At 36.6% G+C, this 12473-nt stretch carries 12 protein-coding genes; 3 read left to right on the top strand and 9 right to left on the bottom strand.

All coding sequences use genetic code 11. The features are described 5' to 3' along the window. Positions 1 to 345: 345 nt before the first annotated feature. From LEP1GSC059_RS09825 to LEP1GSC059_RS09810, 4 genes are all read right to left on the bottom strand, one after another. Positions 346 to 1614, bottom strand: coding sequence for an NAD(P)/FAD-dependent oxidoreductase (locus tag LEP1GSC059_RS09825; RefSeq protein WP_017213407.1), 1269 nt, complete (start codon positions 1612 to 1614; stop codon positions 346 to 348). A 28-nt stretch (positions 1615 to 1642) separates the two neighbouring features. Beyond that, on the bottom strand, positions 1643 to 2188 hold the full coding sequence (locus LEP1GSC059_RS09820; RefSeq protein WP_002179901.1) for a low molecular weight protein-tyrosine-phosphatase: 546 nt from the start codon (positions 2186 to 2188) through the stop codon (positions 1643 to 1645). After that, positions 2164 to 2910 (bottom strand): SDR family oxidoreductase, encoded by a 747-nt coding sequence (locus LEP1GSC059_RS09815; protein WP_002179955.1) that lies wholly within the window; start codon positions 2908 to 2910, stop codon positions 2164 to 2166. Before LEP1GSC059_RS09815 ends, LEP1GSC059_RS09820 begins: the two co-directional genes overlap by 25 nt. Before the next feature lie 209 nt (positions 2911 to 3119). Further along, positions 3120 to 3479 carry a cyclic nucleotide-binding domain-containing protein gene (locus tag LEP1GSC059_RS09810; protein ID WP_002180072.1) on the bottom strand — a complete coding sequence of 120 codons (360 nt, stop codon included), beginning with the start codon at positions 3477 to 3479 and terminating at the stop codon, positions 3120 to 3122. Between the two features lie 95 nt (positions 3480 to 3574). Here LEP1GSC059_RS09810 and LEP1GSC059_RS09805 point away from each other — a divergent pair, with 95 nt between their 5' ends. Further along, entirely contained in the window at positions 3575 to 4729 is a 1155-nt protein-coding gene (locus LEP1GSC059_RS09805) for an acyltransferase family protein (protein ID WP_020980662.1), read from the top strand. A gap of 407 nt (positions 4730 to 5136) precedes the next feature. On the opposite strand, the gene LEP1GSC059_RS09800 is transcribed toward LEP1GSC059_RS09805, so the two are convergent. The 3 genes from LEP1GSC059_RS09800 to LEP1GSC059_RS09790 form a co-directional block, all read right to left on the bottom strand. Then, positions 5137 to 5739 carry an NADPH-dependent FMN reductase gene (locus LEP1GSC059_RS09800; protein ID WP_002180047.1) on the bottom strand — a complete coding sequence of 201 codons (603 nt, stop codon included), beginning with the start codon at positions 5737 to 5739 and terminating at the stop codon, positions 5137 to 5139. A gap of 98 nt (positions 5740 to 5837) precedes the next feature. Beyond that, the gene (locus LEP1GSC059_RS09795) at positions 5838 to 6548 is read right to left on the bottom strand and encodes a ParB/RepB/Spo0J family partition protein (protein ID WP_020980703.1); all 711 of its coding nucleotides are present in this window, start codon (positions 6546 to 6548) and stop codon (positions 5838 to 5840) included. Then, the gene (locus tag LEP1GSC059_RS09790) at positions 6541 to 7458 is read right to left on the bottom strand and encodes a ParA family protein (RefSeq protein ID WP_017213409.1); all 918 of its coding nucleotides are present in this window, start codon (positions 7456 to 7458) and stop codon (positions 6541 to 6543) included. Before LEP1GSC059_RS09790 ends, LEP1GSC059_RS09795 begins: the two co-directional genes overlap by 8 nt. A 206-nt stretch (positions 7459 to 7664) precedes the next feature. Here LEP1GSC059_RS09790 and LEP1GSC059_RS09785 point away from each other — a divergent pair, with 206 nt between their 5' ends. Both LEP1GSC059_RS09785 and hemH read left to right on the top strand, forming a co-directional pair. Then, positions 7665 to 8762 (top strand): putative porin, encoded by a 1098-nt coding sequence (locus LEP1GSC059_RS09785; RefSeq protein ID WP_017213410.1) that lies wholly within the window; start codon positions 7665 to 7667, stop codon positions 8760 to 8762. A 68-nt stretch (positions 8763 to 8830) separates the two neighbouring features. Beyond that, complete coding sequence (gene hemH / locus LEP1GSC059_RS09780; RefSeq protein WP_081099792.1) at positions 8831 to 9943, top strand: ferrochelatase; 1113 nt, start codon at positions 8831 to 8833, stop codon at positions 9941 to 9943. A 162-nt stretch (positions 9944 to 10105) separates the two neighbouring features. Here the strand turns inward: hemH and hemG are convergent, their stop codons facing one another. Together hemG and LEP1GSC059_RS09770 are read right to left on the bottom strand one after the other, a co-directional pair. Further along, positions 10106 to 11386, bottom strand: coding sequence for a protoporphyrinogen oxidase (gene hemG, locus LEP1GSC059_RS09775; RefSeq protein ID WP_017213413.1), 1281 nt, complete (start codon positions 11384 to 11386; stop codon positions 10106 to 10108). A 108-nt stretch (positions 11387 to 11494) separates the two neighbouring features. Continuing rightward, complete coding sequence (locus tag LEP1GSC059_RS09770) at positions 11495 to 12460, bottom strand: LA_0442/LA_0875 N-terminal domain-containing protein (protein ID WP_002179878.1); 966 nt, start codon at positions 12458 to 12460, stop codon at positions 11495 to 11497. Positions 12461 to 12473 lie beyond the last annotated feature (13 nt).

Genomic DNA, 12473 nt, shown 5'->3' with positions numbered 1-12473 from the left:
CGACAAGAAAGAGCGGTCAGAACTCAAATTTGAGAAATATTGTAGTAAACCGCAGTTATTTTTTCAGATTCGAAGCTCTAAATAGTTGAAAATATTTTTTGAAATCCAAATTGTTTTTAAAAAGGTTTTTTCCAAAACACGTATTCTTTGATTTCGAAAAATGAATCAGGATTTCGTTTTTAGTCATTCTTAAATTAGCATCTTAATTTCGATAAATCTCTGATCGATAGGATGTCTACATCCTATCCAGCAATATCGTATAACATTAATTTAATGAAGCTCGGAATTCATGCACAAACCCTTCAGTCCCAGAATTCAATTCCCCTCTTTCGATCAAACCGACTATTAACCGTTATCCGCACTGATCTCGTCTTGGATGACCCTTGCTTCTGCACGGAAAGCGATATAAGACCAAACCCAAGTGATTAAAATTGTAATTTTATTTTTAAATCCAACTTGGTAAAACAAGTGAACAAAAAGCCAAGCAAACCAACCAAACAAACCTTTCATTTTTAGAATTCCCACTTGAGCAACTGCGTCCGTTCTACCGATCGTAGCCATAGAACCTTTATCTATATAATGAAATGGTTTTCGTTTTTTATTTTTTAGATCGTTTTGAATCAAAGAAGCAACGTATCTTCCCTGTTGCATCGCAACAGGAGAAACTCCAGGTAACGGACGTTCTAAACCTTTAGAATAACTGGCAATGTCCCCGATTACAAAAACTTCAGGATAACCTTCGATGTTGCAAAATTCGTCCACGATTACCCTACCTCCCCGGTCCAAAGTAGCGCCTAACGTAGATGCGATGCTGTTTGCCTGAACTCCCGCCGCCCAGATCACCGTTTGAGTAGGAATCATTTTTCCTTCGAGTTGAATCCCTCGTTCGTTAATGTCAACCACTCTGGTTCCGGTCAAAACTTCTACTCCCCTACTTTCCAGACGTTTTTTTGTAAACTCTCCTAAAGAAGGATCAAAGGTCATTAACAATCTGGGAGAAGCTTCGATCAAAGTAATCTTAGATAAGGCAGGGTCAATCTTATGAAATTCATCCCGAATGATCTGATGGGAAAGTTCTGCGATAGAACCAGCGAGTTCCACTCCTGTCGGACCACCGCCGATGATCACATAATTTAAAAGTGACTTAACCACTTCCGGATCACCGGACAATTCGGCTTTTTCAAACGAGATCAAAAGTTTATGACGAATTTTTAAAGCGTCCTTTAAATTTTTGAGACCTATTGTGTATTTTTCCCAGTGATCGTTTCCAAAATAACTGGACTTAGCGCCCGCGGATAATATTAGATAATCATAATTTGTTGAAGTATTTTGATAATAAACCGTTTTTGTCTTGGGATCTATTTTAGTCGCCTCTCCTAAAACCACGGTCACGTTTTTACTTTCTCCTACCAAAGAACGAGTAGGAATCGCTATATCTGCAGGACTTAAAACCGCGGTAGCCACTTGATACAGAAGCGGCTGGAATAGGTGGTGATTTTTTTTATCGATTACGGTAATGTCTAAATTATTATTTTGAGATAGTTTTTTAACGGCCTGTAAACCGCCAAACCCCGCGCCTATGACGACTACTTTCTTTTGATTGGATTCACCCATTTGTGAATATTTTCTCCCGCTTCTTGGATTAGGTTTTTAAATCCAATTTTCTAGAAAGCAGGAATTCAAGAAAGTCTTCTGCGGCATCTGAAACAATATTTTGTACTTCTTCAAAATCCTTCAAAGTTCCATAATACGGATCTGGAACTTCTGGATCTTTTTTTGAATCTTTTTGAAAAAATCGAAACAATTGTACCTTTTTTCTTTCCTCATCCGAAGACGCGAGATATAAAACGTCCTTCTGATTGGACTTATCCATCGTCAGAATGTAATCAAATTCTTTAAAGTCTTCCCTTCTAAACTGTCTTGCTCTATGAGTCAGTTCAATTCCTCTTTTTCGCGCGATCTGTCTGGTTCTAGGATCTGGAAGTTCTCCGATATGATATCTAGAAGTTCCACAAGAATCCACGAGGAAAAAAGATTCTAAATTTCTTTTTTGGACCAGATCCCAAAAAGCTCCTTCTGCTGCAGGAGATCTGCAAATGTTTCCAAGACATACAAATAAAACCCGGATCGGATTTTTAACTTTCTGTTTTTCAAAGGGTAAATTTATTTCAGACTGATCTTCGACCATAAAAATTCTGGAATGTTTTTCATAAGATAACCCAGGAAAACCCATGGGAACCAAGGAACTGTAGCCGATAAAACTTTGTTTTCAATTCTTTTAAATATTTTTTGTGCACCTCTTTCCACAGAGATTACAAAAGGACGAGACTTCATCCGATTGTTGATCGGAGTATCTATAAATCCAGGATGAATTACGCTGACGGAAATCCCATATCGTTTTACTTCTCCCCTAAGTGCTTCCATATAAACGGATAATCCCGCCTTAGAAGAAGAATAACTGGCAGAACCAGGAAGTCCTCTAAACGATGCAACGGAAGAGATCGCTACAATTTGACCCGATTTTTGTTTTTGAAAAATCGGAAGAACTGCTTCTACGCCCGCCATAGCACCAATCAAATTGGTCTCAATCACTGCACGATCCGCCTCAAAACTTCTTCCACCAAATGAAGAGGTAGTAGAGATACCCGCATTTAAAACGATCAGATCTAAACCACCTAGTTCTTTGATCAATTTAGGAATGACCTTAAAATTTTGGTCCGAATCAGATACGTCCAAAGAAGCAAAAAGTATTTTACCCTTCGCTCCGGAAGATTTCAATTCTTCTACAATTTTTTTGAGAACGTCCTTTCGTCTCGCCGTAAGAGCTACGTTCGCTCCAGCTTGTGCGTAAAGCCTGGCTAATTCTTTTCCAATCCCAGAACTTGCACCTGTGATGATCACATTTTTCATAGAAGACAACTTAACTTAGAATTGTAACCCGCTTCAAACATTAATTTCAAGAAAAATCCATTTATTTAATTCTTTCGTAAATACAATACACTTTTTGAATTTTATTTGGAATCGTTTGAGAAACACAAATTTTACATAAAAAATTGCAATTGTCTAGTCATCACTACACCTAATTTATGTTAGGCTAATAGCAAACAGAATTTTAAATTTCATTCTTCCAATTTTGAACCAAGAATTTCGTCCGTGTGTGCCAAACGATCCGCAAGAATCCGAACCATCTTGGCAGAAAAATCTGGATTTTTAACTAGAAATCTTTCTAATTGTTGTCTACTTTCTATCACGGCAAGTCTACAATCTAAAATTGCCTTTGCAGTTGCGGTTCTGGGCATTGCACGAAACAAAGCCATTTCTCCAAAGAAGTCCCCTTTGTTCATCACGGCAAGACGTTGGATTGTATTTTTCCGAGTAAAAAAAACTTCGACGGAGCCTGAAAGAATCACATACATTGCGTTATTCATATCTCCTTCTTTAAAAACGATTCCACCAGCTGGAATCTCCAACGTATTCATTTTTTAAACCGCCTAAAAGATTTACTTCTTTATCATAAAATCGCATCCTGACGTTTAAATATTAATTTTATCTTTAAAAAAAACACACTCTTTTTATGATTTCTAACCTTTCATTACTTATAGATACATTTGGACTTTGTATACTAGTTATCATCTGCATCACTTCAGAGATACCTTCTCAAATCTTACTTTCTTTTCCAAAAAAAGAAACTTCAAATAATAGAAGCCAATCCGTAGATTTCATCCGAGGACTTGCCATTACTGGAATCGTTTTTATTCATGTGAATTCGTATTATCAGTATTTTGGTCCGTACGAAAGCGCCTCTTCATTTACTCTTTTTCTTTCTAACTTATCCAGGTTTGGAGTTCCGGCTTTTATTCTTTCTTCCGGGATTTTTTTAAAATTCACGAACTGGAAAGATTACTGGAAACCAAAATTAATTTCTTTTTTAATCCCTTACTTAGGCGTAAGTTTTTTGGCTTCTTATATAAAACTGGGAACGTTTCCAGAACTAGTAGAATTCTTTAAAGGAGTTCTACTCGGAACCTGGTGTGCTCCTTATTACTTTGTTCCTCTATTAGTTTCATTTTATGGAATATTCTATTTTTTGAATTTATTTATATCTAATTTACAATCTTCAAAAGTAGTTTTAACTTTTTTTTTATTTGCCCTTTTAATAAATTTTTTATCCAATCATTTTTTTGATTACGTTGACAACCCGGTTTTAAAATCTATAGAACCGATTTTACCCACAGGATTTTTTTTCTTTTTCATCTTTGGTATGTTTGCCGGAAAGTGGTTTAAAGAACCTAAAAATTTTTTACTACTTTTCGAAAAGTCTGGTCCTCTGTCCTACTCTTTTAGTAGGATTCTTTTGTGCGGAATTTTGTTCTATTTAGTTGTAGTGGATATTGTGGGTTATTTTTGGAAATTTGATTCTTCCAATCATCTTATCTTTTATCCTATAGCTATGTTTTTATTTTTATTTTTTTGGGCGGAAAACTCTCAAGAAAACAACAAACATAAAAAGTTTATTTCCGTTTTCGCGTTTATAGGTAAAAATAGTATGGGAATTTTTTTTCTACACCCCATCCTGATTCATTTAATGCACGCTCTAAATCCTTTTGATTGGGGTTCCAGTTTTGCCTGGCCATTGATTTTTATCGTCGGATTTTTAAATGTAGTCGTTCCTCTTGTCACTTGGTTATTTTTTACTAAAACAATTTATTGGATACTTCAAAAAATCTAAATATTCTAATTCTCTCATAAGTTTTTACTATAAAGTATTTTTAAATCCACTGCAGCTCCTTAAAACACATATAATTTTTACAGAAGGAGACATTGAATTATTAATATTATTAAGAAAATTTAATATACTAAAGCATACGAATATAGATAAAATCGTTCCTTCGGCGTATTTTTTTGTTATTTCACTACAAACCATTTCAAAAATACTTTATCTTTGTTTAAAATGCCAATTCTGATTATTCTAGGATATTTTTGAGATGACCTGTATTCAGAAATATCCTAGAATTCTGTTTTTAAAGTGAGAATCATCCACGAATTCAAGGTAATTGATTATACAATTCCTAGTGATATTGAAATGAGTAAATCCCACACAGCCCTTAACAGCAAATTTAAAAATTCTTTTTTGAATTACATTCCATTCGGGAATTCTTTTCGAAAGGTCACACCGGAATCTCTAACTTGTTTTAGAGCTTCTCCATAACTTACTAAAATTTTGAGGGCAAAATCGATCCGATTTCTAATATAAGTATCTTCTTGATTTACAGGTTCAGGTCCGTTTAAAATGTGTTCCGCGTCTCTGACAATAATATGTTCTGGAATGTAACAGAGCCTGGTATTTTTATAACTGCTCATCCTAAGTTCGGCAATTGGATAAGCCCCTCCCCTACTCGCAGAAACTGCACATATCAAAACCGGTTTGTGGCCTAACAGATTAGAATTACAATAGAGAAGAAAATTTTTCAGACTGGGAGAAGCCATACCAGAATATTCCGGAGTTACAAAAACAAAGGCCTCCGCGGTTTTGAGCTCAGTTTCTATCGGTTTCCAAATCTTATCCCAAAACTCTCCACCCTCCCAAAAAGAATCGTCCCAAATCGGAAGTTTATGATTTCCTAAATCAAGAATCCAACTCCGATGACCCAAGGTTTCAAGTTTATTTCCGATCCAATTTGCGACCTTGGCCGATTGTGAAATCTTTCTATGAGGACCGGCTACAATAACGAACTTCATGTTTTCTCCGTTTAAAAATTTAATTAAAAATCAATTTAAAATTTTTTTTAGGTGTCTATCATCGTTTCAAACACCACGATAAGTTTTTAAAACTACTTCTAATAATCTTTGATCCCGTATTTCTTTTTTAAAGAAGAAAGTTCTTTTAAAAATTTTTCCCTTTGTTGCAAAGAAAGTTTTCCAATTTGTAAAACAACTTTAGACTGGACCAATTTCCGGGATGAAATGATTTCACCCCCCCTACCCTCTTTTTGTTTTAAAAGTGTTTCCAGGTTTTTTACAGAAGCATCCTTTCCGGACTTAATCAGATCCGCCACCGATTTCTGATCGAGCCTTGCAATAGAACTCAATTGTTTTACGTATCTTTCGGTAAATCCTAGAATTTTAGAAACTTCTTCTGCAGTTTTCTTTTTTTCTTTTCTCAAAAATTGAATCGCGCGTCCTACTTCCCAAGGATTAAGACTTTTTCTTTTTTCATTTTCCGCGAGAGCCATTTCAAAACATTTGTCCTCGGACGCAGAGGTTTCGATGGCGGGAATCGTGTTCCATTTAAGAATTTTTGCGGCCTGATACCTTCTTTCTCCCGCCACAATTTGATATTTTTTTCCGGACTTTCGAACTACAATCGGCTCGATCAATCCCAATCGTTTCATAGATTCTACAAGATCGGAAACCTCTTCTTTTCCAAAAACCCTAGGTTGATATGGGTTGGGAATAATATCCGAAAGTTGCATTTCCGCTTTAGAGGATTCTTTTTCTCCAAAGGCGGTAAGAAGATCCATTCCCGCAAAATCAGATCGTTTAGCCATTTGAAATCCTCTCCATTAATTCCTCCGCCAAAGAAGAAAACATCTGCATAGCTTTGTTGTCGTATTCTCCCAAAAGTTTTTTCTTGGCCTGCGCCTGGGGAATTGATTCTCTTCTATAGATAACCGTATCAAAAACTTCAAAATATTTTCGGATGGCGTCCGCAAGTCCCGCGAGCGCACGCGCGTCTTCGTATTGATTGAGAACAGCCCCTAAAAGATTTAGGGACGGATTTGCTTTCTTTTTAATTTTTAAAATTGTAGAATGTAAATCTTTCAGGCCTTGAACGCTAAAAGCCCGTGTTTGAATTGGTATCAATACTTGATCGGCGGCGATCAAAGCATTTTCTAAAATTAGACCTAAGGAAGGCGGACAATCTATGATAATATATTTATAACTGGAACGAACCGGCTTAAGCGCGTCTTTCAAAAGTTCGAAATCGTCTCTTTCATACGGAGTCGTAAAATTGGCCAGATGAATGGAAGAAGGCAATAGATCCAAATTCGGAGCGAGGCTGATCACTAAATCTTTTACCGGAATTTGATCCTCTCCCTTATAACCCAGAGAATGAAACACCGAATTTTCTACGGCACCGAAAAAAAGCTGGGTGATATTAGCCTGAGCGTCCCAGTCCACAAGAAGCACAGACGCTGACTTAGCAAGCGCCTCCGCTAAACATACCGAAACGGTGGTTTTACCTTCTCCTCCTTTTTGATTGGAGACCGCGATGATGGAAGAATCGTAAATTCGTTTGTCCATTCTTTGAAAATATTTTTCTATTATTTCACGATCGAATTTTCCTTTTCCGAAAGTTGGAATTTTCCATTCCTTTACTTTGGATAGAAATTCCTCTTCCGAGGACACTTCAAACTCATCTAAAATCTGCCGGACTGTTAGATTTTTAGAATTCATGAACCTTTAGTCTCCTAGTCAATTTCATTCGGACACATACACACTGTCAAATCAAACTATGTCGCATCGATTTCAAAAACACTAAAAACTGTATTGCGTGAGTAGGGTAGGGCGAGTTAATTTGTCTTGATCCGTCCATTCAATCTTTCGGGGTGAAATGATTGCACCCCAGAATCGTCGGTAATTTAAATTCAGACAGTAAACCTATGAAAATAAAACAAATACCCCTTCTAATTTTAGTCTTACACCTTTTTTCGTTTGCACCGATCTACTCCCAGATCACCATTCCGAACTCTGACGAAATCACCAAACCTTTTCCTGAAAAAGAAAAACCAATTACAAACGAAGAAACTTTTTTTAAGAAGCTACTACGGCAGTCTTCTTTTACGATACTCGCAGGAAGAAACGGAGGAGATAATATTTTCGAAACCGGCACCAAATATCCAAATCTTTCCGGACTTAAAGGAGGCTCTAGAATCACGTATGCGAGAGACTTCAACTACGCCGGATTAGGTTTTACTCTTCGTTGGGAAAAATGGGAAGCCGATCTAAACATCAAAACCACCGGACGTTATGTAAACGCGGGAGAGGGAAGGGACGAGGACTTCTTTTTAGGAGATCCAACGGTCGAAAGAGGAACCAAAATTTCAACGAGAGAGTTTTCTTACTATGATACACCTTACACTTTTATAGGTTCTCGAAATTTTGCGGATGGGAGAGGACGTTTGTCTATGAAAAACAACAGCCAATCCCTTATACTAAGAAGATACTTCGGAGACGGAGAAGCGGACTATAGAAAAGAAGGAAAAGGGTTTTATCTTACCGGTGGATTTCAATATACGTTTATGAAATATATTCTCTACGACGTGTTTCAATTTTTCGATTCTAGTCCAGTTTTTTTAAATAGAATAGGACTGGGTCTAAGTTTTTCATATTCCACCTACGAATTTCCTTTGGGTCTAGGTTATAGATATTCAAACGGAGAGTGGGTCTTTGAAACTTCTTTTTCCGGAATTTTTTGGACGGGACATTTTCGAGACTTCCACTATCAAAGAGCCCTCAATTTTATCGGAGACGTTTCCGGTTTTGGAATCGACTTCAACATAGGAGCGGGGAAAATTTTCGGAAATTATCTGATGTTTCTTAAACTCAACGAACACAGACTTTTCGGCGACGGACATTTTTTTACCAAAGGTGGGCTCAGTGAAAACGACATTTTATCCCAACACCTAGGCCATTATAAAAATTATATGAATCTAAAAGAATGGAACGTTGAACTATCTCTGACTGGATTTTTGTATTAAGGAAATTACAATTTTAAGTTCTTTAATAAAATCGGTAAAACTTAAGCCTACTTTGAAAGGAAAACGATCTGAAGAATAGAATTCTATTTATCAATCTAGGTGGTCCACAAAACAAATTTGAAATCGAAAAGTTTCTGATCGATCTTTTTGAAGATCCTTTTGTTTTTGATCTTCCACTTCCAGAATGGATCCGAAAACCATTAGGAAGATGGATCGCAAAAAGAAGAGCTCCTAAAATTGCAAAAATCTACGAGTCGATGGGATTTGGAGGAGGTTCTCCTTTAGTTTCGGAAACCAACAAACAAGCGGTCGCGATCGCCCAAACCCTCAAAAAAATTACCGGAAAAACCTGGGAAAGTAGTATTACAATGACCTGTGGTCATCCAAATATCAGGGACATGTCTGCGGAATCTCTGATTCCGAGTAAAAAAAATATTATATTTCCATTATATCCTCATTTCTCCAGATCCACCGTTCTAAGCACCGCCAAACTTATAGAACAAATCATTGGATTTTGTCCGGTAGGTGCCGAAGGTTGGGTTATACCTTTTCATTCTTCTCAAATTTATTTGGAATCAATTCGGGATTTAATTTTAGATTTTTTCCAAGGTAGACTCAATCGGAAAGAGTTTTTACATTCCGATTCTTTTTTAAAAGTTTCTAATTGGAAAACGATCGACTTAGTATTTAGCGCACACGGAATTCCGATTCGCCTAATTCAAAAAGGTGATCGCTACAAAGAAGAAATAGACTTCAATGTAAAAAATCTTAAAAAACTACTCTACGAGAAAGGATTTTTAGGAGAATGCCATATCTCTTTTCAGAGTAGGGTAGGGCCTTCCAAATGGACAGAGCCAAATACGATCCAAATGTTAGAAGAGCTTGGAAAAAAAGGAATCAAAAGAGTAGCCGTATATCCGATCAGTTTTGTAAGCGATCACTTGGAAACCTTAGAAGAAATCGGAGAACAACTTAAAAAAGTCGCTCATCAAAATGGAATTTTAGAATACTATCGAATTCCGGCTCCCGGAGTTTATCCTAAATTTATAGAAGCGATGGCAAAAATAGCGTTAGAGTCCTCTCGGACTCCAAAGAAAGAATGTCTTTGTAAAAAACTAGGAGGCCATAATTTAAATTCGGTAGAATGTACACAATATCATCCATTAAAAAATTTAAGATGATTTCGTTTTAAATTTTTGAGTTAAACCCCTAACTTAACGCGAATTCGGTGGAAGAAATTCGTTTTATCTTAGGTCAATTTTTTCGTAAAAGAATAGATTTATAAAGTTCAGATTTCAACTTATGGGTTTTTACGCCCTGCTCACGTTATCTTATGCGTATCCTTATTGATTTCGCATAACGTTCCAAGCTCTTTCTAAAATGGAACTGAGACCAATGCCGTATCTAAAATTTCCTTCTACAAAAATTCCTTCCGGCAGACTTCGATCTAATTCTTTGTTAAATTCAAGAAGAGCTAAATCGTATAATGGAAGAGCTGATTTCCAAACCGTAACGTAGTGATTCAACGGCTCGTCGTTTTGAAACGATATTTTTTTTCGATCCTCTTCTAACACGTTTATAATCTCTCTTTCTTTGAATTTTACGATTTCTTGATCTAGAGCGCCTCCAAAGATAAAAGTTTCCGAGTAATGTCCTTTAGAAACTCTTTCCGAAAAAATAGAAGAATTAAATAAAATACCCCGAACCCGAAACCCAGAATCGGAAGGAAAAAGAATTCCAAATCCGTTCTTTTTTTCGAGTAGAGGCTGGTAACCAAATCGAGTGACGGTTACAACTCCCAGAGTTTTACATAATTTTTCATATTTTTTAAAAACCGGAAAACTTGATGATAATAATTTTAAAGAAGATTCCAAGCCGCAGGAAAGAATGATTTTTGAATTAGGATATTTTTTTCTAAGCGAGTTTAGGGTAGGGGATTCTTGCGAATGATATATCTTAGAATTTGGAGACGATTTAATTTTTGTTTCCATTGCATTTAGAAGTTCTCCTAAACCGCACCTAAAACTCACCGTTCCTCTTTTTTGTTTAAGGACCTTTCGTTCTGTTTTTTTATTTTGAATTCTCTCATGAATATTTTTTAAAAGAGAACCCTTTGAAGTAATCCAAGCGCCTAACACTAGTTCAGCGGACATATCCTTTAAATCTCCGGCATAAATTCCACTAAAACCCGGTTCCAATACGTTTTTTACCGCACCTTTTCCCAAAACACGAACTCCCCACTGATAAACGGATTCTCCCGTTCGGATCTCAGCGGAGATTACTAAAATTCCATATAACACACGTAAGGTTTCTAAAAAAGTGAGCGGAAATATAGTAGGAGATCCGTTTTTCCAGATAAATCTTTTTTTGGATTTTTTTTCTGCGGTAAGAATTTTCAAACCAAGCGCGGACGTTAGTTCCTCGAGTTGGTACGAATTTAAGATTCCATTTGCAGCCGTTTCTACAAGTCCAAATGGTGTTTGAATGGAGCCTACCAATCCTCCGGATCGATTCTGTTTTTCGTAAAGAAACACAGATTTTCCCTCTAAAATAGCAAGGGTAGAATAAAGAAGTCCTGTAAAACCCGCTCCGATAACTATATAATCCGGTGATTGTATTTTCACGGATCTATTTTAAAAAGAATCGAAAGATTGTAAATCAGCAATCATAAAAGAAAGTAGATTCTTTCTATTATTCTTAAAAGAATTATTGAATTCTAATATAACCAAATCCTAGAATTGATACCTGTAGCCGAATGTATATTTAGACTCAAAAGTAGGCCCGTTCGTAAAACCGCCGTTTGTTGTTCCGGAATTCGCCATCGGGTTGTAATCAAAAATCAATCCCTTAGTCGCTCCGTTTGAAATTCCTACCGTGGAAGAAATTTGCCCGCCAAAAATAAACGCATCCATCAAGTTGATCACATAAATTCCAGCTAACACACCTATGCTGGTTTGCAGATTTTTATAGGCCTTATCTACTGCTTCCCTTTTATCCTGATAAGGACTTAGTTCCTGATTATAAAGATGAAGAGTAAGCGGGTCGGTAATTACGGGAGGTAACTCGGGATTGGGCATTCCTAAAGCAGCGAGTGCGAGAGAACTGTTTGAGTATGGATTTCCGTAACTTTCGTATTCTCTTTTGGCAACTACATACTTGCGATTATTCTCATATACTGCGTAACCAGCAGCCAAAAAAAGAGTAGGATAAATGATCGCCGCAAACTTTCTTCCACTTGCCCATTGTCCCCAACCTGGAAGTACTACGGATCTTGCAAGAGCCCCAACTCTAGAAACCTCCGGTTTTTTAGGTGGTGGTGGAGGCGGTGGAACCGGTTTATTTTTTTCCGCAGCCTCTCTTTCTTTTCTAAGTCTTTCTTCTTCCTCTTGCTGTTTTTTTAATTCTAGATTTCTTTGTTTTGTAAGTTTTTCTTCTTCTAATCTTTGGATTTCAGCGTTGCGAACGTTTTCTTCCTCTTCTTCGCTCACATCCTTATAAATTACTTTTAAAATTTCTTTTTTAGATATTACGTGTTTACCGTGTTTTGTTTGAATCGTAAGTGTCTTTTGATTTTGTGTAATTACCTTACCTCGATAACTGCCGCCTTCTTGAAGTAGAACAGTCTCCGCCGAAATCGAAAAAATGAATATAAAAGATATGCCAAAAACTAAAACGAGTTTTTTTAAAGATGATTTCAAAACGGACCTTCCC

This window comes from Leptospira noguchii serovar Panama str. CZ214, from assembly GCF_000306255.2.
GTDB classification, from domain to species: domain Bacteria; phylum Spirochaetota; class Leptospiria; order Leptospirales; family Leptospiraceae; genus Leptospira; species Leptospira noguchii.
This window is presented reverse-complemented; position numbering and strand designations above follow the sequence as displayed.

Bases quoted from the DNA above. Each gene is read 5' to 3' on its own strand.
- LEP1GSC059_RS09825 (WP_017213407.1), bottom strand. From the start codon at position 1,614: ATGGGTGAATCCAATCAAAAGAAAGTAGTCGTCATAGGCGCGGGGTTT.
- LEP1GSC059_RS09820 (WP_002179901.1), bottom strand. From the start codon at position 2,188: ATGGTCGAAGATCAGTCTGAAATAAATTTACCCTTTGAAAAACAGAAA.
- LEP1GSC059_RS09815 (WP_002179955.1), bottom strand. From the start codon at position 2,910: ATGAAAAATGTGATCATCACAGGTGCAAGTTCTGGGATTGGAAAAGAA.
- LEP1GSC059_RS09810 (WP_002180072.1), bottom strand. From the start codon at position 3,479: ATGAATACGTTGGAGATTCCAGCTGGTGGAATCGTTTTTAAAGAAGGA.
- LEP1GSC059_RS09805 (WP_020980662.1), top strand. From the start codon at position 3,575: ATGATTTCTAACCTTTCATTACTTATAGATACATTTGGACTTTGTATA.
- LEP1GSC059_RS09800 (WP_002180047.1), bottom strand. From the start codon at position 5,739: ATGAAGTTCGTTATTGTAGCCGGTCCTCATAGAAAGATTTCACAATCG.
- LEP1GSC059_RS09795 (WP_020980703.1), bottom strand. From the start codon at position 6,548: ATGGCTAAACGATCTGATTTTGCGGGAATGGATCTTCTTACCGCCTTT.
- LEP1GSC059_RS09790 (WP_017213409.1), bottom strand. From the start codon at position 7,458: ATGAATTCTAAAAATCTAACAGTCCGGCAGATTTTAGATGAGTTTGAA.
- LEP1GSC059_RS09785 (WP_017213410.1), top strand. From the start codon at position 7,665: ATGAAAATAAAACAAATACCCCTTCTAATTTTAGTCTTACACCTTTTT.